The organism is Paenibacillus azoreducens, assembly GCF_021654775.1.
Taxonomy (GTDB): Bacteria; Bacillota; Bacilli; order Paenibacillales; family Paenibacillaceae; genus Paenibacillus_AQ; species Paenibacillus_AQ azoreducens.
This window is the reverse complement of record NZ_AP025343.1, coordinates 4444768-4465390: the sequence shown is the minus strand read 5'-3', so window position 1 is coordinate 4465390 and position 20623 is coordinate 4444768. Positions and strand designations below refer to the sequence as shown.

The following is a 20623-nucleotide window of genomic DNA, read 5'->3' as shown; positions in this document are numbered from 1 at the left end:
GGAGGCTGAGGAATGCCGGAACGAAATCAAAAGCGGGAGAAAAATACTTAAACGCTATATGAGTGGATAAGAAGAGCCGAAGCCGAACGAAACGGTCGCCCTCCGAAGCGCGTATAACAAGAAGTACGCAGCCATGTACTTGAAAGGAGGTGATAACGATGAGTGTAATTCACATGCTGGTCGGCATTCCGGGCAGCGGTAAAAGCCATTACGCCAAAGAGTTATGCAGGCGGGAAAGAGCCTATCTTGTGGCGACGGATTCCATCCGGGAAAGATTGTTCGGGAGCGAGTCGAAGCAGAAAAACACGTACAAGGTTTTTGACGAAGCCTTTGCGGAGATTGAACAGGCGCTTGGATCGGGCCGGAATGTTGTATTCGATGCAACGAATGTCAGCCGGGACCGCAGGCTCAAGTTTCTGAAACGGTTTAATGACGCGACGGTCGAATGCCATGTGTTCGATACCCCATACGAGCTTTCGAAGGAACGAATCCTGGGAAGAAAACGCCGGATCGACGATACGGTGCTGACCAAGTTTGCCAAAAATTTTGAATTCCCCGTTCTTGGCGAAGGATTTCATGATTTGCATCTGGTTCATGCTTCAACAGAGACTGGTTTAGAGAGAAACAGGCTGGAGCAGCTTCTTGCGGAGCAGCCGGGGCATGACGAGCTTTTTGCTTATTTGGCAGGCTCTCCCCATTTTCAGGTCATGTTGGGATATGATCAGGAGAATCCGCATCATTCCAAAACCTTATCCGAGCATACCTTTGCCGTACTGGATTATATCAATGTCTTCTACGAAGGCGAAAATCTGCTCGGCATGCAGTTGGCGGCTTTATTCCACGATGCGGGCAAACCGTTTTGCAAAGTATGGAAGGAGGCGCGCGGGTATTATTCGTATTACGGGCATGAACATGTGTCTGCGGCAATCGCCTGCCATGTGCTGAAAGAGCTTGGGTATGAAGACGAATTTATCCTGCATGTCGTGAATATGGTCAGTTTCCATATGGAGATTTTGCATGGAGGGGATGCGGGAGCGTCCCGTATTTATCATTTGCTTGGCGAACATTTGCTGGCGGAGCTGTATTTTTTTGCTGAGGCCGACGCTTTTGCCAAATGAGTATTTTGAAAAATGCTGAAAGAAAAGAGGTGATTCACGATGAAAATGAAATATCCGAAAACGATGCATCTGCCATGGTCGCGGGGGTATACCGACGATGACAAAATTCTGCGGAATACCGATCATTTTAAGGGACGGGAAGTGGTCATTACCGAAAAAATGGACGGCGAAAACACGACGATGTACCCAGATTTCATCCATGCCAGATCGCTTGACAGCAAGGACCATCCATCCAGGCATTACGTCAAGACGCTGCATGGCGGCATCAAATACTTGATTCCGGAAGGATACCGGTTATGCGGGGAGAACGTGTTCGCAAAGCATTCGCTGTACTATTCGGACCTGCCAAGTTATTTCATGTTGTTTTCCGTATGGAATGAGCAGAATATTTGCCTTTCCTGGGATGAAACGATGGAATGGGCATCACGCCTGCATTTGGCTCCCGTTCCGGTGCTGTACCGGGGAATCTGGAGCGAGGAAGCGGCCAAAGCATGTTATACCAGACGGTCCCGCTGCGGTGGAGAGCAAGAAGGTTATGTTGTAAGGCTGGCATCCGCTTTTCCGTATGAGGATTTTAAACGATCCGTGGCCAAATTCGTCCGCAAAAACCATGTCCAAACCGATGATCATTGGTTAAGTAAACCGATTGAACCCAACGGGCTTGCCGGAACAGCGGTGGAATAATCGAATGTAAAAAAACATGCGTCTGCAAGCAGCAGCGATATCCAAATGAACAAATAAGAATAGAAAGAGGCGTTGATCATGTAATTCCGAGCAGAAAAACCCTATAAGTTGCAAATATCTCTTTACAAGATACAAGCAGAATAGAAGCTAAACCATACATAACGAGAAGGAAAATTAATTTGTAGGACTATGTTTTAAAGCTGGACGAAAGCGACGGCGTTCGGAAGAACGATCCGGCATCGCAGCGGTCAACTCGCATCATACCGAGGAATATTTCTGTTTTCAGTCTAAAAAGGAGGTGATCATTTTGTGCACAGGGGTTGCACTTTACGACACCGGTCATATTCGTCCGTTGGATGCTTTCCAGACTGGGAAGTCTTTTTTTGAAGCCATTGGCATTCCGATTACCGGGGCCACCTACTATGAGCATCTAAGCGATGGGGACCATGAAGGGGATCATGATATTTTCGAGGTATCTATAGATGAATTGCAAGAGAGAATTTTGAGCGGAAAAACTTCTTCTTTTTGGATATATAGCGATCTGCGTGGGGGGAAGCCCTGGGATGCCGCTTTTACCTATCAGACAGGCGAATTTGGAAATTTTGCGCATATGGGAGCTCATTGCGACATAAAGCCCGAGGAGGTTTACGGAGCGCTGACGGATTGGCTTGGAGAAGCTGCAGAGCGGTTTGACGTTCCATACGGAATTTTTTATACGGCAGACGATATCCCGGATGCGCTGCATTATGCGGCAGGCGAGAGCTGCGTTTTCATGTTCCCGTTTGAGGACTGCTTCGCTTTTATTCACGAAGCGCCGGGACGATATGGGGGACAGGGCAGGTACACGGAAAGCATGCTGAGAATGGTGTATCCGTACAATCTGCTTAATGAAAAGCATATGCAAATCAAAATAGCGGATCAAACCTTGAGGGATTGGATTCATGAAAGCGGCGAGCGCGGTACGCTTCGCCCGATCGCCAAAGATGGCTGGGTATGGGAAGTGATGGACAAGCATCTTGTCGCTGTCAATCAGGTTTGCGGCGAGGCGGGAATATTGGTGGCATGGCGGCCTGAAAGACCCAAGAAACGGGTCCGGAAATTGCCTTAGATTTAAAGATAAGAACAGCTATGTTATTTGAATGATGAGATCAAAACAATACATTGGAGGCGCTGTACGATGAGCGAAGAAGCAAACACATCCGGCTGGGATGCGATTGATCAGGAATTATCCAGAATTTACGGGGACCAGGAGCCAAAACATTATGGAACCATCCTTCCGTATTCGCTGGGAGGGCAAGATCCGCTCGACGGTCTCAGCGCATACAAAAGCGACACGCCCGTTCCGCACTGGCATTTTGTAACGTATGGATTTTCCGAATTGTATGAAAAAGAATCGGAAAATGCCGAGTACAGCGGGTATGGATTCGAATTGACGTTTCGGCTTGCACGGAGCGAAGAAGAGGAGGAGCCGCCGGCTTGGGCGTTGAATCTGCTGCAAAATATGGGAAGATACGTCTTTAATAGCGGCAATGTTTTCAGATCAGGCGATTATTTGGATGCCAATGGGCCGATTTGCTTGGGCGCGGATACGCTTTTAACCGCACTTGCTTTTACGTTGGACCCCGAGCTGCCTGCGATCGATACGCCCAATGGACGGATGGAGTTTATTCAAATGGTAGGTATTACGGGGGATGAGCTTGAGGCGATGCAGACCTGGAATACGTTAGGGGTGCTGAAAGCAGGCTTGGGGCAGTTTCCGGGTTATGTCACGGATTTATCACGCGATTCTCTTTTGCAGATTCCATCGGTTGCAGAGGCGATAGAAAAAGGAATGGAGCAAGAAGGCTCCAATACCGGCATTTTATATGTTGATCAGCTGGCCTGGGAGCCGGGGAAAAAAGGGTGGTTCAGCAAAAATCCGGACATGGTCAAACTCGGTGCGAAGCAAGCGGGAGTTATCGGTAAGCTGCTGCGCGGACGGATTTTGAAAGGGAAAAGCCTCATCCTGGTTGGCCAAGAGATCCGGGTTGTATTTGAGCCGGGCGAGAACGCCGGGTGCAGCACCGAGGATCATGAAGTCACCATCACTTTGAATGAGGCAGCCGCCGCCGAGCTCAGCCAAAGCTTGGTACCGCAGGAAAGCGCATTTGAGCTGTTCTCTTTACCGGGACTTAAGTTCCAAATCGTGAAAACCCACATTAAAGATCAGGAAGGAAACGTCGTCGAAACGATCGGATGACAAGGAGGAAAAGAACACTTTGAACCGGAATGTGAAAGCTTTTCTTGATGATGTATGGAGCCAGGTCACCCCGATTTATGAAAAAGAAAGCGAAAGAATCGGTGCACTAAAGAACCGAAGCCGCCTTCAAGCGGGAATCAAAGACTATTTGAGGGTATCGTGGAAGCAAGGAAAACAAAGCGGCGCGTATGGAATGATTTATATCGATCTGGATGAACCTTTTGATTGGAGTGACAGCTCCTATACTGTGGAAGCGGGCGCTTATATCGAAGATTTAATGGATTTAACGGATGAAGCGCTGCTGGATGAGCTTTTTTCTGCTTTGCGTTTGCAGGTGGATGCGGTTTTTCAATCCGATCAGTATGGCCCTGGCTTTTTCGATTACCGGTTTGAGCTGATCCTTGAAATTCAGCGGGGAGATTCCATGCTGCGCCGGCAAGAGCTGCTTATCAACGACAATAAACTTCAAGGGCTGAAAAAGGCGCTGGATACGTTTATCCAAACGAAAGTGATGGCGGAGCTGCCGGTACGGCCCAGTGAAAACGACGAGTTTTTCTTTGCCCGGCATTTGGTGAATTCGCTGTTTTTTGAGCAGGAACCGGATAAAATCGATCCACTGATCCGCAGGCTTAACGAAAAACATCGCGCGAACCGGAACCGTTTGGACCAGTGGGCTTACCACTACACCAATGCTTTCAGAGGGTGGGCGGAAGATCATTTTTTAAAGCGGTATTTTGACCGGAAAGGGAACTTTGGAGAGCAATGGGTGCGAAAAGAAGATGCCGCGCTTCTCAAACCGGAACAAAAAGATATGGATTTCTTTCTATATGTCGCACTGCAGATCGGTCATAAAGAACCGGCCACCCGCAAGGAATACCTTGAACTCGCAAAACAGCTTGGATCGGAGCGGGCAGACGGTTATTTGCGGCAGGGCAGCGGCCGCTATGAAAGCATGCGGCAAAGCAGCTTATTCCAAGGCAAGGCCAATGATATTTTGGGAACGATCGATATCCGGATTAGCGCGGAAGAGGAGACGGCTTACCGCGAGGCGCTCGATTATATCACCGGGCTTTTGCAGGAGGGTTTCCCGAAAGGCTACAAGCTTACGCTAAAAAGCAAAGCCAAAAACTATTTGCCAATTAAAAAGCTGGCGAAATCGCAGTTGCATCAATTTTTTGCGAATAGCCTTCAATATCCGGCCCTTTTCCCGCGGCTGGCGGAATATGCGGAAGCGGCTATGGAGGAATTTGCCTGGTACATGGATGTGGAGCCTGACGAGAAATCGGCCATGCCTGGAACCTATGCGGTGTTTGGGTTGGGACTGTACAGCGATGCGTATTTCCCGCTAGTATGTCGGTATATGGAGCTGGTCGATACGGAACATCAATCGGTACAGGACGGGTATGCGGAAGCTTTTATGGAAGCTCATGGGCTGTCGGCGGACCTGATGCCTGCGGTTGTCTCTATTTTGCTTGGAGGAAACCAGTCGGCCAAACCGGTCAAAAGCATGGAGATCAACTGTTCTGAACTAGCGGATGCGCTTTTCCAGGAGCTTGAAGCAAAAGAGGACTATCAACGCGAATATGTTCTTTATCGTATCTTCGGAAGCCGCAGCAAACTTGCACAGCGCGTCAAAAAAGAAGAACCCCCGCTAAAGGACAACCTTGAGAAGCTGCTGGCGTGGATGAGGTAAGAACGTGTAAATTCATATGTTTTTCCGGATCGTAGTTTGAAGATTCATTTTCATTAAGCTCCAAGCTTGATTTTTGTCTGAAAAGGAGAAGAGCTAGCACAATAGGCGAAAGGATCAGTACTATATAAGTTGAACTAAAGAAAAGCATAGGGGATAGGCAAAAGGGAGAAAGATTTACGGAGAAGCGAAGCGTTCGCCTTTGTGATCGGATTTCAACCATGAATTTAGTATAAATCAAAGAAATCCGGGAGCAACAGCGATCGAAAGAACATTTCACCCGGCTGCCTACATCCGTGCAAATCATTGGTTCAACTTATATAGAAAGGAGTGAAATCATGCACGTTAGACCCATCGAGGAGCTGGTAGATACTGAAAACGATTCTTGGATGGAATTTAAAGAAATGCTTGAAAAGGGCAAAAATTCATACACCCTTGTGCCGAACGAGGAAAACGCGGGAGAAGGCACACTATACCGTTTGCAGGTGAGTACAAAATCCTATTTGGGCAGTGTCGCTTATCGGACCGGAGGGGTCGTGTTTGATCACGGATGGGTTACTTTGCTCGGAGCAGGCGGAGCCGGAATATACGGCAGTTTGACTTCTTGGAACGGACTTCAGGAGAACGCCGAGGTTTCGCCCTTGGAAGGGATGCTGGTTGTGGCTTATGATGCCGCAGGCGGTTTTTTTGCTATGGATACAGGCCGGTTTGGATGTATGGGATATATCTATTATTATGCTCCGGACACGCTTGAATGGGAGTCGACCGAGCTGGCTTATTCCGATTTTATCGCATGGCTGGCAGATGGGGATTTGGGGCTTTTCTACCAAACCTTTCGCTGGGAAGACTGGCAGGAGAAGGTCCGGCAGCTTGAAGCGGGTCAGGTATTTGCTTATTACCCGCCGCTGTGGTCGGAGGAAGGAAGCGGGGAGAGCAGCAGTAAAACGCCGATCCCGATTAAGGAAGCATGGCTTGCGGCGATGGAGCGGGGATAATGCGGGTAAATAAAGATTATAAGATTGCTAAAAGCGAATAGTGCACAAAAGTGTCTAAATGGAGCACAAAAGTGCCTAGCCGCTTGATGCACTAAAGTGTCTAAACGCGAGCACAAAAGTGCCTAGTCGCTTAATGGACTAAAGTGTCTAAACGCGGGCACAAAAGTGTCTAGCCGCTTGATGCACTAAAGTGTCTAAACGCGATCACAAAAGTGCCTAGCCGCTTGATGCACTAAAGTGTCTAAATTCGAGCGCAAAAGTGTCTAACTGCTTAATGCACAAAAGTGTCTAAACGCGATCATAAAAGTGCCTAAACGTTTAACGGACATCACGGACGCTAATAGGCGTAAATCAGCCGTTTTCAAATTGTAACGGTCACAGCAGCACTTAATTTGCTCCGAATCGCGGCTTTTGTAGGTATTTACAGCAAATAGCAGCATCTGTGTCCGTTAGAAATCATCATGTTCGATTTTGACCCATATAGCGGCCGTGGTGTCCGTTAGAGTTTGCGTCGTTTGTATTCATAGCTGCGAGACTACAATTAGAATGATGAAATAGACTCTGATTACAAGAATTTCTTGCTTGAAAGTAATAGAGGAGGAGCAGCAGAATGACGCAAAGAATTCCATGCAAAAGCGAAGGCTGCGCCGCTACGATTTTGCCGAGGACGGCAGCCAAGACGGGCGGATACTGCATGCCATGCCATCAGGAACAGGAACGTCGGAAGCGGCAGGCCTATATTAAAAAGCACCGCAAAACGGTGGATCTGTATGAAGGGTTAAACGACCCGGTGGAAATTCTGAAAATAATGCACGCGCCCCGTCGATATGATCCGCTTATTGAATACATCCCGTATCCTTTGAGTAAGGAGCAGATATATGTTTCCTTGTCTCCAGGGGAAGCGGCAAGCCTGAAGGACTATGCGATGCATTTATTGGCGTCAGGGGATGAGGAGACGAGCCAAGAAATCCTGTCTTCTCTTGTATGTTACAGGAATGATTCTATAGCCGGATGTCTGCCTATCCTCATGGAGAACGGGGTGTATTATCCCGGAATTTTGTATAAAGACGCAGCGCCCGACATTCGGGATCGGCTGCTGGAGCAGGCGGAATGGGATGATGACAACCGGAATCATATTCTGGTTGCATTAGCTTGGATCGGGGATGAGCAGGTCATACACCGGTTCCATGAGTGGCGCATGAACCCGCCGCAATGGGCTGGGCAATTGTATGTCGCACCAGAATTGTACGCCCAAGAGGCGGGCTGGAAGCTGTTGGATTCCGGAGGACGCCAAGACCTGGTTCATGAGCATAGTTATGCCGTTGAGAGCATGGAAGGGCACCGCGTACCCGGCGCTCATGAGGCTGCTGTCAAGCTTTTAAGGCAGGGGACTTCGGATTGTCCATGGTGCAGCGGGAAACTGACAACGCTGATCGAGGTGGATACCGCCCATTCAGTGTTGGCCAAGTTGAACCTGTCTTTGGACCGGCTGCAGGTGGATACCTGTGTGATTTGCGGCTGCTATGACGTGATTTATATGGAACTAGATGCAGATGGCGTACCAAGCTGGAGCGGATATAACCGAAAACCGGATCATATGCCGGTTGTGGATATGGAGGAATACAGCGATGAATATTTGCGGGTTGGTCTAGAGTTGACGATATCAAACAACCCCCGCTCTGCTTTTTACGCTGCGATATGGGAATTATCCCAGCACGGCTCCCAATTGGGCGGACACCCAAGCTGGGTCCAGGATGCCGAATATCCGGCATGTCCATGCTGCGGACAGAGCATGTTTTTTATCGGACAATTGGATTGGTCGGACATAGAAAAGTATGGAGAGGGCATCTACTATATGTTTGTTTGTCCCAGGGACCGGTTGACGGCAACAACGTATCAGCAAAGCTGATTCGGGCCTTGACACCCGCAGTAGAGGAGATTTTTTTGAATCGAATTTTGCAGCAGGCCAAATGATGAGCTTAAAATAATGATTTGATTTGGAAGGGGGATATTTGTAGATCCAAAAGCAAAGAAAATCCTGTTCAAGACATTTTGGCATTCAGGGGTTGGAGAAGAGGGGGATATACATATACAGATGGAAAATTCCAGTATGCTAAAAGCCAGGGACTGATGTTTAACCCGCTTACCATCTCGCATGATGAGGGCCTCAACGTTCTGAGTTTCGAGCGGGTGAAGTGGGGCGGCGTTCGGTTAAACTAGCTGGTTAACTGCCGTGACGTGGTGATGGAGATTTGGGGATATGCGGGCATACTGGAATCCAAGGATGATTACCGTAAGGAGCGCGGGCGCAGTACCGATTTTATGTCAATGGGACCTGGAGAGGTGAAGATGGATATTCGCAAGAAAAGATGGAGTACTACTTCGGCCCCTATCTGTAAAAGGGCTTAGAGAGGAGATACTCCGATGAAGAAACATCCCCAAAAACCGTTAAAAATCGTAGATATTGCCCGGGAACCTTTAGAGAAAATACCGTACATTACCGCTGCTTCAAAAGGCGCAGGAATATCTTACGAATGGCTTCCCGTATATTGGGGCGAGATGCTTGGGCTGCCGGGGGAACTTGATGCGTTGATTATTGCTTCTGATTTGCAAGGCATCGCGGGGCATGAAAACGTAGGAGCCGAGGGAGTTGTGAAAGGTCCACAAAGGCTGCTGGGCGAGGAGCTTGCGGAAACGTTGGTGCTGCTGTTTCAAATTCATTTATCGGATTTGGACCCGGCCAAGGTAATGGTATGCTTATGCGGGGACTTGTACACTGATCCTGCCAAAAGGGGATCCAGCGGTGATCCGCTGCCGGTATGGAGGGCCTTTCAGCGGAATTTCGGGTTCGTGACAGGCATAAGCGGAAATCATGATCTATTGACGAATGATGGAGAAGCAGAATTAGGCTCTGCTGAAGGCATCCATTTCTTCTCTGAAGCGGGGATGATGATGTGCGGCGGGCTGGCCGTGGCAGGACTTGGAGGGATCATAGGCAGAGCCGATAAACCCAATCGGATGGCGGAAGCCGATTATATGAAGCGGCTGCGGCAGCTCTTAAGGCAAAGTCCCGACATCCTGCTGCTTCATGAAAGTCCGGAGGTTAAACCGCAAGGTCTGCCAGGCAATCCGGGCATTTGGAAGGAACTGCAGGGCGCTTCCAAACTTATGGTCTGCTGTGGTCACATTCATTGGGATATGCCACTCGCTGAACTGGATGACGGTCTGCAGATTTTAAATGCGGATGGCCGGGCTTTTATCTTCACGGCTGCGGCGTTAGATTAGAGGCGTTAGATTAAAATTGCCCATTTTTTTGAAGCAATAACGCTCCGTAGTTTCATTAGAAGTATGAGATATGGATGTGCCATTCTAATAGTGAGGGGAGTATTCACAATGGGATCATGGGGATACAAAGCATTGGAAAGCGATGAAGGTTTGGATGTGGTCGATTTTCTACAGGACTATATCCAAAATCATTTGCACTCTAATCATTTAAAGCTGCCTGAAATCGTGACTGTGATGAAAGATCGCGGTTTTTTTGGAGAGAACTTTGATGATATCGATTTTTTCTTCGACAACAGTGCAATGGCGCTTGCAGAGCTCTATGTCATGTATCTTGATAATGGGAAGTTATATGATGCTGAAGACGAATTTGGCAAAGTGAATTCATTTACCGCGGATGAAGAATCTTTGAAGTTCATATTAAGATGTTTGACAGATATCAGGGATGAAGTTCCGGATGCGGATGGTATGAGAGAAATCGTTGAATTACGGCGTGATTCCGAAAGTTGGACGGAATGGAAATCCAATTTGGAATTTCTTATTCATAGATTCGAACAAGAAATTGCCAGCCTTTCGCAATAAAATGTCATGTATCGAAGAGCTCTAGCTATTGCAGCTACTGATAAGAATCGGCATTTTACTTTTGTGCTTCATCGCAATGATCGTGACAGTCGGATACTATAAGAAAAACGTCTATCGACGTATTTTCATAGAAGACAGACCGCGCTTAGAGATAGTTTTTCTTGCGATTATAGAATTGTTCAGCGTAGCAAGAAAATTTATAAATTCTATAATCTTAATAAAAGCTGCGCACTTGGCGCAGCTTTTTAGATAAACTTCTGCTTTGCGTAATGGACTCGTGACTTCAGTCATGAGTTGTTGACGATGTTCTCATTATTTCAGCGGCAGCTGTTTGGACAATCGTTCGAATTCAGCGAAAACGGGAATCAGCTTCTTTTGGATGCTTTGCAAATATTTCAAATCTGCGTCTAATTTACGCTGTTCCGCTTTGGTGTCTGCCGGAAATAGAGTGTAGTATTTGTTGATGGAACCATTGCGATATTTGATGCTGAATATCTGCCCCGTTTTAAGCGAGGTTTTGATGCCTTGATTCGATCCCAACATTTCCAGAGTTTCGCTTCCGTTTTTGTAGGTGAAGCTGTAATCCGGATCTGCCAGGGCGTGAATCACATCGTAACCGTTCTGAAGCACTCCGTTTTTAAATGTACCGGTTTGGATTTCATTCGATCTGACCTCGCCGCCATCCATGATTACTTTATGGGTCAGAGTTCCTTTACCTTCCATTTTGTCTTGCTTCCAGGCGCCGCTATATACGACTATATGTTTTTCGCCGTCCTGGGTATATTCATTGATGTATTTGCCGCTGCCTTCGCGTTTGCCGTTAACGAAATCCCCGGAGTATTGTTTGCTGTCTCCCCAATGGATCGTGCCGCGCCCGTTTGGCACTCCGTTTTTGACTTCCCCGAAATATTGGGCATTTTCCGAAATCTTAACCGATTCTTTGGCTGCCGCAGCATGGGCTGTCGAATGAGCCGGGACGATAGACACAGCGGCTAAAGAAGCGCAAAGAGCTACGGATAGGGATAAAGCAGTCCATTTTTTCATGATAGTACATCCTTTCAAGTATGAGGTTATGTAATTGAAGAAGAGATGAGGAAATCCGCCACGGGGTCGGAGTGTTGCTTTCCGGATATCTCATGTTCTTAGACGCAAATGTACTCAGGAAAGTTTCTGAAAAAACGTGAAAATTCTAATTTTTTTGTTTATTTTGTACCATCGTATCGTCTGTCGTTTCGATGCCGGGGATCTATTTTATCAGCAGCTTGTTCAGCTCTTCCTCAGGGATGATCTTATTTCCGCCGTACACGATGTCATAATGAAAACCCCAATCGCCAAGCGCGACAAGATGATGCCGTTCATTTTTCTTTTTGATGAGAGCCCATGTTCCTAAATCTCCTTCAGTACTCGCGCTAAGCAGCATCCATCCGTTGTATCGAAGGACATCGTTGTCCCTGAATATCTGAAAAGAGTCCAAGCAGCCGCTCCCGTCGGACTCAGGCCATACAGCACAAGCGTCTTTCAATAAAATGACATTCTGAATTTTGATTTGAATCCATGCGCGATTTTCATCCTGTAAGAGAATCTGTTCAAAGACGCACCGCACAAACGCCGAAGAATCTATTTCGCCGGGATGTTCATCCCAGCCGTTAAAGCTGGAAAGGGCGGGCATAAACAGCATCCAGAAGCTTTCTCCTGCCGTCATTTGAAAAGGATAGTAGACTAACACGATCCGGCTGCTTCCCGGAAGAGGAGGTTCGCTGGACCTCATCCATATTTTTTCATCCAGGGAGGGAAGGTTATCTGCCTGAAAATCGGACCACTCCATTCCGGTTTCAAATGCGGCGATCTCGAAATTTTGGTTGTCCATCGTCATTTTCTCGGGTATCTTTTTACATGCCGGACATGGAAATGCAATACTGTTCTTGTTCATCAAAAATCACCGTTTCTTTTTAAAATGTATATCACAATAAAAGCGAGAAGGTTAAAGGTTCCTAAATATCTGAAAATGCAAAAGGAGCGATTTGAATTTGAAATATGAATTTTGGATCATGGCATCGATTACAGAGTTGGTTGATTACCCGGATGAGCAGCGTGATGAATACGTGCCGCATCCGAATTTCCAGGCAATTATGGATGCCCTCGGCATCCCAGTACCGATTAAGGAAATCTACGAACATTATTTTGATCAGCCTGTGCATAACGGCGATGTTTTGGTTTTTGCGAATAAACAGCAGCCGGATACATGCATTGTTCTGGACACCTACCGCGATCCGTTGGATCAGCTCGATATGATTCAGTTTGGATGGAGGCTGAGCTCTGATGACAGCAGCGTCCGTCAGCTTCGGCAGTTGTCACGGCGGCTGTATGACGATTGCGACGATGCCGTCCGTTACGAGGAAGGACAATCCGTACTCTATCAGGTGCTGAAGGAAGAACGATATCCGCGCAAATTTTACTATAATACGGTGTATGAGCAGCAAATTAAAAGGTACTTATTGTGAATCAAACGGTCATATCTTCGTCATTTGCGAGAGCGGTATGTCTTTACGATATACTCCAAATATTCCGCCTGGGTCAATCCCCGGTTTGACGATTAAACTCATCGTGAGTAATTTCCTCCGGGAAACCGAATTCCGCCAGCGCCTGTTTGCGTTCCTTTCGGGATAGTGGATGGTCCAGCGAATCGGACGAGGTTTGCTCACCGGCAGGATCGAACCAATCAGCACCGACACCGGCGTAGACGCTATCATTGGAGAAGCGGCTTGCGGTCTTGAAAGACGTAACCGTTTGTGAACAGATCGATCTCAACTCGGAAAATATATCCAGTGCTCCTCTACTAGATGCAGCCCGAAAAAGGGCCGAAGCGTATTTGTAAGCCAACTGTTGATCGATGTCATCAGCTTACCTCCATCATGTTCATTAAACCTCTTGCGACCGACTATTGCGAGATTCCTTTGTTGCGGAGTTTCAAAAGCCAATCTTTCTTAAATCCGTTCTTAACCGAAGCAATAGGATGGACCGGTGAACATGTCAAGTATACTTCATGCTCTTAGCAACGAAAATATCCAAGGTTCAAAACGAACGCAAAATAGGCAGTTCCGATTATTTGTGATAACTGCCCGGGATTAGAAGGTAGGAAAATCAAACTAAGCGGCATAGGCCCAAAGAATCGTTTGAAACCCCCGGAAATGATAGAAATTGATTGCAGAACTTACCAAGCCTTATACTGATTCTAAATAGGATGCGGGCCCTTCTTAATTCTTTTGTCATGAATGAGGGATGTTCCCGAAATGATCGCAAAAGAGAAAAGCTTCCATGAGCAAGGTGCAAGCAGTAGAACTGCTTATGGACGATAGGGCTGAAATACATAATGACAAGGAGAAGCGGATGAAGCTAACCGTGAAGGTAAAAAAGCCGGGAAAACGCAAAGAACTCGCAGCGCAAGAACTTGAACTGCCAACTGCCCCGCATACCCTTCGTGAACTGATCATTGGCGTTGTGGAAAATGGGGTGCGGAGCTTTACGGAGCGGCAGTCTGAAAAAAGCGTGATTCCCTACTTAACGGAAACCCAGATTGAAGAGAGCGCCGAATTGGGCAAGGTTGGTTTTGGGGCGGTTTACGACGACCGGCAGCCTGATGAAAGCCAGGCGGTGGAGGCGGCTTTGACGGCTTTCGGGGACGGGCTGTACCGGGTTTTTATCAATGAAACGGAAATAGAGGATTTGGATGCTCCGCTGGTAGCCCAAGAGGGGGACCATATCGTTTTTATGCGGTTTACGATGCTGGCTGGAGGCATGTGGTGAACATGGAGGGGAGAAAATGGACAATTTGAATCAGGAAGAACAGTATTGGTTTGTGATCGAACCAAGAGTTAAAGAGGCCGAAGCTGGCGGGGATACGTTAGTACGGAAATTTTACAATCTGATGCGCGAACCTTATGTCGATTCCGATAGCGATGAATACAAAGCTCTGTATGAAGAATTAAAGAAGTTGAGTGCCAAACGGCCGGAAAGTTTGTATGTTCCTCTTGCGGAAACCGTGTTTGCTCTCGTTGGCGGGAAAACAGCAGAAATCGTCCGGTATATTATTGAGCACGTGAGCGAATTTCCTTATGCGGCCGGTTATTACCGGAGACCGTTTCGGACCCGGCGGTTAGAAGTTCATTTTAGCATGGTGCTGAATAAAATTAAGGAGTTGCTCACTGCCGAATCCCTTCAGTTTTCGCTACGGGATTATTTGACCAAACCGGATTATACAATTGACCGCATGTATTGGCTTCAACGCGTGATTCCGGATCTGATCGCGTTCGAACTGGACCAGGGCGATGGTTGGGTGGAAGAGGCGCTGAAGGAGATCATCTACGGAGATAACCAGACCGCGCTTTTAAAACCGGAGATGATTAAGGGGATTATGCTAAGCCACCGCAAGGAATTATACGCCATGGTTGGCGAGCTTCTCATAGCGGCACGGCTGCAGGAAGGATTACGACAATCGATCGCCGAGCAAATGGATGCCGGTACGCTTGAGGCGAATTTGTATTTGCTGAAAATCATTTTGGACCATGATCTGTTCCGGTACACCTCTATTGTACGCGCGCTTGGAACTTGGACCGGCATGGGCCTGGAAGCGGCGAATCAGCGTGTGGCCGGCCAGCTTTTACAGCAGGCCTATCTTGCGCTTACCGATGAAAAACAGCGTAAGGAATGGCTCACTTCTGCCAATGCGAACCAGGTTTACATCAGCCTGTGGGCTTCGGCCGTGCATGAGGAAGGGGATTTGCCGGAAAAAATAAGGTTTCTGATGGAGAATGGGGAACGTTACCAGAAAATCGTGGCCCAATACGTACTGGCCAACAGCCAAAACAAAACGGTCAAATTCGAAATCGCCCGGAATAGTTTGGAGGAGAACGATCCGGAGCTGCTGTATTGGATTTTGCAGAACTATAGCTTTGATTATGAATATGAATGGCGCGTTGGCGGAATCGAAGACCGAGTGCTGAAAATCAACCGCACGCCGGCTCTTGAAAATAAAGAAACAAGACGGTTCGAATACGGGCGTTTCAAAGCGATTCTCGAAGAGGTTCCAGTGAAAGAGAAAACCGGCGTATCCGGCGTGCTTGATTTTACGGAATTCCGTTATTCTTCCGACTTGGTTCTGCGCAAAATGATGTATTTGACCGCTTATGATATGGACGAGGAGTGGATCGCCGAACTAATTGGATTGGCGGCGCAAATGAATCCGGATTTGCGGGGCGATTTGATTAACTATTTTACAGGTGATTCCGGGTCGGAGGAGCAGCGCGCCTTTATTTTTGCTTCTCTATCCGATAAAAGCATGACCAACCGCGAGCATGCGCTTCGCCAGGTGAAGAAGTTAACTTTAAATGAAGCAGAACTGCAGCAGGTTGAAGGTTTGCTAAAGTTGAAGACAGGCTCTCTACGGCAGAGCGCGATCGATATCCTTTTACATCAGCCTGAGGAAATGCTGCCTTCGAGTATGCAGCGTCTGCTCACGGCCAAAGGCGAATTGCAGCGGCTTGCCGGGCTGGAGCTGTTGACCGAGCTCAAAGAGGATCAAGACCGCGCGGATCAATTCGAGAAGCTGCGGCCATGGGCGGATCGTATCGCTAGTCCGACACCCAAGGAAAAACAGCTTCTCGCTAAATTGAAGCAGGACACCGGCTTTACCGCCGAAAACGGCTTTGGCCTTTACGATCCGCAGCAAACCGAAGATTGGCTGCTTGAGCGGCGCGACGTATCCGAGGTAAACCTGGGACGGATTTTTATGATTACAGAAGAACGCGCAAGCCAATTTCTGCACGGGCTTGATGAGCTTGTGCATGAATGGCGGGATACCGAATACGAGGTTGAATATTACAACGGAGCAAAAGAAGCCAATCTAATTGGAGCCAAGTTAAGGCAATTGTCGTATAAGTCCCGTCAGGATACGCTGGATCATGATCATTTTGAAAGAGAAAATGAATTGCATCAATATCCCCTTGCAGAAAAGTGGCAGCGTTATTGCGAGGAAAGCGGATGGAATGCACAAGAGTTGATGGGGCTTTATTATGCTATTTTGTTGAAGGATATATCGGGGACATTGTACCCATTCTACAGTTATTTTTCCAATGTCGTAGATTTCGATGCGATGAGGAGAACCCAATTGCTTGAGGGCGGGCGGAAGCAATTTTTGGAGCAAATGCTCCCGCTTGCGGGCATATTGAAAGTGCAGGAAATATTGGACGGGCTGCGTTACGGCGAGCAGGTTAAGACGCTTGTGTCTGCTTATTTTACAGACAGTGAGCGAAGCGATACGTTTGATATGGCTGAATCCGCCATGGTTAAGATTATGGCAAGCGACGTGAGCAAATTGGCTGAACAGGATAAACCGGTATGGTTTGTGGCGGCAGCCCCATTGTTTATGATTTTGCGGAGCCGGGTTTATGATGTGGAGTCTTTCCGCTCCTTCTTCCGCACGGCCTATCAATATGATTTGCTGAGACGGGAAATCGATAAAGACTGCTATTCGAGCATCAATGTGAACCAATATTTCAGGGCATTTACGTTGGGGTTGATCGGGGAGAACGAGCTGTGCAAGGAATTGTTTGGCCGGGATGCCCGTAATCACATGCGCGTACTGACATCGTCCGGGGATACGATGGTAAACCGAAATGATAAGCTGATTGAATTGCGAGAGCGCATCGTTTCGCGTCTTCTGGATATCGAGCTTGCACGGGGAGATTTGAAGACAGATGCAAGCATTTATACGATGTCATTTCAACGGATTTACGGAATGGAACCATTTATCCGCATTCTGACGAGCCTTGGCGGCGAAACGTTTGTCCGTGGTTATATTTACGGCTATAGCGGTCAGACCACCAAAAAAGAATCGCTCAGCCATCTCTTGAAGATCTGTTACCCGCGTGATGGAGAGGATGAAGAGAAGCTCAAAAAAATGCTGAAGGGAACGGAGATCTCGGAGAAGCTTCTGCTTGAAGCTGCCATGTATGCGCCCCAATGGATTGAAATTATATCCAAGCATTTGGGCTGGAAAGGGCTGCGCAGTGCCGCATGGTATTTCCATGCTCATATTAATGAAAGCTTTTCGGCGGAAAAAGAAACGATCGTTGCTCATTATTCGCCGATTACGCCGCAGGAATTCAACGATGGGGCATTCGACGTAAAATGGTTCGAGGAAGCTTACGGCACCATAGGTGAAGAACGTTTCCGTTTGCTGTACGACTGCGCCAAATATATCTCTGCCGGGTCCAATCACCGCCGCTCGCAGCTGTTTGCCGATGCGGTTCTCGGCCGCTTGCGTCTCGATGACATGAAGCGGTCCGTCATGGATAAGCGGAATAAAGAACATCTGCTGGCATATAGTTTGATTCCATTGGCAGCCGATCAAGAGAAGGATCTGCGGGAGAGATATGATTTCATTCAATTGTTTCTGAAGCAAAGCAGGGGATTTGGCGCGCAGCGCCGGGCCAGCGAAGGTACGGTTGGGCAGATTGCGCTAGGCAATCTGGCACGCAGCGCAGGATATGCCGATGTGATCCGGTTAACCTGGGACATGGAAGCGCGCATGCTTGAACAGTTGGGCAGCCTGTTTGAGCCATACGCTTTGGATGAGGATACGAATGTGCGCCTGACGGTTGATGAAGAAGGCAAAACCGAGCTTGAAGTGACCAGCAAAGGCAAGCTGTTAAAATCGGTGCCTGCAAGATTCAAGAAAAATGGTTATATTGAACAGCTGAAGCAAGCCAAATCAGAACTGACCGACCAGTTCCGCCGCGCAAAGCGGGAGCTGGAGCGTTCAATGGAGGAGCAAAGCCGTTTCCGTGCGAGTGAATTGGCGGCATTGGCGGCGAGTCCGGTCCTTCGGCCGCTGGTAAGTACGCTGGTATTTAAAGCGGATCAGCAACTCGGATATTTCACGTCAGCGGTGGACGGCACGTTACGGCTCGTAGAGCCGGGCGGCGAAGCTTGGGTGCTTGCCGGCAAAGACGGGCTGACGATTGCGCATCCGCTGGATTTGTATGAAAGCGGCGATTGGAGCGATTATCAGCGGGATTTATTCGAACGCGGAATCCGGCAGCCATTTAAGCAGGTGTTCCGGGAGCTGTATCTCGTGAACGAGGATGAGCGTGCAGGCAAAGCCGGATCGCGGCGTTATGCCGGGCATCAGGTGCAGCCGAGCAAGACGGTAGCCCTGCTGCGCGGACGCGGCTGGACGGTAAGTTACGAATCTGGCCTGCAGAAGGTGCATTATCAGGAAAATATCATCGCCACGATCTATGCGATGGCGGATTGGTTTTCGCCTGCGGACAGTGAGGCTCCGACCTTGGAAACGGTGGAATTCCTGGACCGGAAAACGTACAAGACGATTCCTGTGGATCAGATTCCGCCGATTTTGTTCTCTGAAACGATGCGGGATATTGATCTTGTCGTGAGCACGGCGCATGTGGGGGGCGTCGATCCGGAGGCAAGCCTGACGACGATCGAACTGCGGAAAGTCATCGTGGAAGAGTCCTTGCGTCTTCTTAAGCTGGACAATGTGAAATTGGATGGCAATTTTGCCCGGATTGAGGGCAAGCTTGGAGAATATGCGGTGCATCTTGGCAGCGGAGTGGCATATAAACAAGGTACCGGTGCATTAAACATTATTCCGGTGCATTCCCAGCATCGCGGGCGGCTGTTCTTGCCGTTTCTGGACGAGGATCCGAGAACGGCCGAAGTGCTGTCCAAAGTGGTGCTGCTGGCCGAAGACAACAAAATCAAGGATCCGCAAATTTTGGTGCAGTTATAGTCCACTGCATCATGCGCTATGGGTTGGCTGCTTGAACTCAGGCTGGATTTCGTGCTTGAATGCAGGTTTAACGGATGAACAGAATGGGATATAGATTGATATTTCCAGCTTCAAATATTCGTAGAATCAATCATAATTGATTCGCGTTAATATATGTGAATCATTGAGCATCCTATGTATTTTCCATAAAAGGCATTAGCGAAAACGCTCCGCTTCGATGATGAAGCGGGGCGTTTGTATGAGACAGGTGGGATGGGGATTAGTGCACAAAAGAGAGGGAGGGTTATGCGGGACGAGGAGGCATCAAATACTGTAAGTGCACAAAGCGACAGAGCAATCGTCAGGCGCGTTCATTCCAACATGAGCCGATCAAAGCGATCGGATAGGGATAAAGATGAAATGAGCCGAGAAGAGCATACAAAGAATGACGCTTGACGCGACTCTACACCACTAATTATGGACAAAACTCGATCCAGATATCGCAAACCTACGAATCCTAGAGCAACACTAAATCCCTAGTTACGCAATCGCTGTGACTCAAACACTACTATATATACTTAGTGTGACGCTGACACTGCTAACGTCGAACCAGTCGCGACCCGAATATCGCTAATTTCGAACAATCGCGACTTTAGAGGCTAACGAAACTGGGACACGCTATTGCTGCAAAAAAGAGGTCATTTTAAATCTTACGAAACTCCATATCGTTATTAGAGTGAAATACGGCCGAATCAGCTCATATTTAGCTAAATAACGATACCCAATTTCGTTAGAATTTTTAAGGGGGCATATTTTACCCAAATAACGATTCCAGGTTTCGTTAGAGCATTGCATTGTCTCTTGTTGCTTGCCACTTTCTGATCAAGAGGGCCAGATGATATATTTCACTGAAATAACGATAGCAGGTTTCGTAAGCGATATTGCAGTCACATGTTTCCACTCGATAGTTGCAAAGGTCTCATTTCCAGCAACCGTAGTCTTCGATCACGTAGTGGGTTTGGCACTTTCCAGGGAGCTGATACTCTAAAAGATTGTTTGTGGCCTGCGTGGATTTCGGTACGGTTTTATGAAAAGGGCAGATGACAAAATGATTACCAACGGCCTTCCATCAGGTTTTCTCGTTGCATGATTGGCAAGTCAATGTTAGGGCTGACGTCATAAGATCCGTTTGATTTTTCAAGAAGATAGAATTCTGTTTTCGGGGCAAACAGCAGACTTTTGGCA

15 protein-coding genes and 1 pseudogene are annotated in these 20623 nt (G+C 47.9%); 13 read left to right on the top strand and 3 right to left on the bottom strand.

Translation table 11 applies throughout. The features are described 5' to 3' along the window. The first annotated feature begins 158 nt into the window (after positions 1–158). From L6442_RS19620 to L6442_RS19575, 10 genes and pseudogenes are all read left to right on the top strand, one after another. Positions 159–1118 carry an AAA family ATPase gene (locus L6442_RS19620; RefSeq protein WP_212976740.1) on the top strand — a complete coding sequence of 320 codons (960 nt, stop codon included), beginning with the start codon at positions 159–161 and terminating at the stop codon, positions 1116–1118. A 39-nt stretch (positions 1119–1157) separates the two neighbouring features. Continuing rightward, positions 1158–1802 (top strand): RNA ligase family protein, encoded by a 645-nt coding sequence (locus L6442_RS19615; RefSeq protein WP_212976739.1) that lies wholly within the window; start codon positions 1158–1160, stop codon positions 1800–1802. 307 nt (positions 1803–2109) lie between these two features. Next, positions 2110–2910 carry a hypothetical protein gene (locus tag L6442_RS19610; RefSeq protein WP_212976738.1) on the top strand — a complete coding sequence of 267 codons (801 nt, stop codon included), beginning with the start codon at positions 2110–2112 and terminating at the stop codon, positions 2908–2910. A gap of 69 nt (positions 2911–2979) precedes the next feature. Next, complete coding sequence (locus tag L6442_RS19605; protein ID WP_212976737.1) at positions 2980–4041, top strand: suppressor of fused domain protein; 1062 nt, start codon at positions 2980–2982, stop codon at positions 4039–4041. A gap of 19 nt (positions 4042–4060) precedes the next feature. Further along, positions 4061–5734: a DUF6138 family protein gene (locus L6442_RS19600; RefSeq protein ID WP_212976736.1), complete on the top strand. Its 1674-nt coding sequence runs from the start codon at positions 4061–4063 to the stop codon at positions 5732–5734. A gap of 335 nt (positions 5735–6069) precedes the next feature. After that, complete coding sequence (locus L6442_RS19595; RefSeq protein ID WP_212976735.1) at positions 6070–6726, top strand: DUF2625 family protein; 657 nt, start codon at positions 6070–6072, stop codon at positions 6724–6726. A gap of 610 nt (positions 6727–7336) precedes the next feature. Continuing rightward, positions 7337–8635 carry a YwqG family protein gene (locus L6442_RS19590; protein ID WP_212976734.1) on the top strand — a complete coding sequence of 433 codons (1299 nt, stop codon included), beginning with the start codon at positions 7337–7339 and terminating at the stop codon, positions 8633–8635. A 99-nt stretch (positions 8636–8734) separates the two neighbouring features. Further along, positions 8735–9125, top strand: a pseudogene (locus L6442_RS19585) (hypothetical protein). Between the two features lie 25 nt (positions 9126–9150). Next, entirely contained in the window at positions 9151–10011 is an 861-nt protein-coding gene (locus L6442_RS19580) for a hypothetical protein (RefSeq protein WP_212976733.1), read from the top strand. 132 nt (positions 10012–10143) lie between these two features. Continuing rightward, complete coding sequence (locus L6442_RS19575; protein WP_237099999.1) at positions 10144–10590, top strand: hypothetical protein; 447 nt, start codon at positions 10144–10146, stop codon at positions 10588–10590. A 312-nt stretch (positions 10591–10902) separates the two neighbouring features. On the opposite strand, the gene L6442_RS19570 is transcribed toward L6442_RS19575, so the two are convergent. Together L6442_RS19570 and L6442_RS19565 are read right to left on the bottom strand one after the other, a co-directional pair. Next, positions 10903–11634, bottom strand: coding sequence for an MORN repeat-containing protein (locus L6442_RS19570; protein WP_212976731.1), 732 nt, complete (start codon positions 11632–11634; stop codon positions 10903–10905). 202 nt (positions 11635–11836) lie between these two features. Continuing rightward, positions 11837–12520, bottom strand: coding sequence for a hypothetical protein (locus tag L6442_RS19565; RefSeq protein ID WP_212976730.1), 684 nt, complete (start codon positions 12518–12520; stop codon positions 11837–11839). 97 nt (positions 12521–12617) lie between these two features. Here L6442_RS19565 and L6442_RS19560 point away from each other — a divergent pair, with 97 nt between their 5' ends. After that, on the top strand, positions 12618–13091 hold the full coding sequence (locus L6442_RS19560; RefSeq protein ID WP_212976729.1) for a hypothetical protein: 474 nt from the start codon (positions 12618–12620) through the stop codon (positions 13089–13091). Positions 13092–13164: 73 nt separating this feature from the next. On the opposite strand, the gene L6442_RS19555 is transcribed toward L6442_RS19560, so the two are convergent. After that, on the bottom strand, positions 13165–13398 hold the full coding sequence (locus L6442_RS19555) for a hypothetical protein (protein WP_212976728.1): 234 nt from the start codon (positions 13396–13398) through the stop codon (positions 13165–13167). 507 nt (positions 13399–13905) lie between these two features. Between L6442_RS19555 and L6442_RS19550 the strand changes: the two genes are divergently transcribed. Together L6442_RS19550 and L6442_RS19545 are read left to right on the top strand one after the other, a co-directional pair. Then, on the top strand, positions 13906–14394 hold the full coding sequence (locus L6442_RS19550) for a hypothetical protein (protein ID WP_237099998.1): 489 nt from the start codon (positions 13906–13908) through the stop codon (positions 14392–14394). Between the two features lie 16 nt (positions 14395–14410). After that, positions 14411–19399, top strand: a complete 4989-nt coding sequence (locus tag L6442_RS19545) for a DUF4132 domain-containing protein (RefSeq protein WP_212976727.1) — start codon at positions 14411–14413, stop codon at positions 19397–19399. Positions 19400–20623: the final 1224 nt, after the last annotated feature.

Coding starts and splice junctions, on each gene's coding strand:
- L6442_RS19620 (WP_212976740.1), top strand. CDS start 159: ATGAGTGTAATTCACATGCTGGTCGGCATTCCGGGCAGCGGTAAAAGC.
- L6442_RS19615 (WP_212976739.1), top strand. CDS start 1,158: ATGAAAATGAAATATCCGAAAACGATGCATCTGCCATGGTCGCGGGGG.
- L6442_RS19605 (WP_212976737.1), top strand. CDS start 2,980: ATGAGCGAAGAAGCAAACACATCCGGCTGGGATGCGATTGATCAGGAA.
- L6442_RS19595 (WP_212976735.1), top strand. CDS start 6,070: ATGCACGTTAGACCCATCGAGGAGCTGGTAGATACTGAAAACGATTCT.
- L6442_RS19590 (WP_212976734.1), top strand. CDS start 7,337: ATGACGCAAAGAATTCCATGCAAAAGCGAAGGCTGCGCCGCTACGATT.
- L6442_RS19580 (WP_212976733.1), top strand. CDS start 9,151: ATGAAGAAACATCCCCAAAAACCGTTAAAAATCGTAGATATTGCCCGG.
- L6442_RS19570 (WP_212976731.1), bottom strand. CDS start 11,634: ATGAAAAAATGGACTGCTTTATCCCTATCCGTAGCTCTTTGCGCTTCT.
- L6442_RS19565 (WP_212976730.1), bottom strand. CDS start 12,520: ATGAACAAGAACAGTATTGCATTTCCATGTCCGGCATGTAAAAAGATA.
- L6442_RS19550 (WP_237099998.1), top strand. CDS start 13,906: ATGAGCAAGGTGCAAGCAGTAGAACTGCTTATGGACGATAGGGCTGAA.
- L6442_RS19545 (WP_212976727.1), top strand. CDS start 14,411: ATGGACAATTTGAATCAGGAAGAACAGTATTGGTTTGTGATCGAACCA.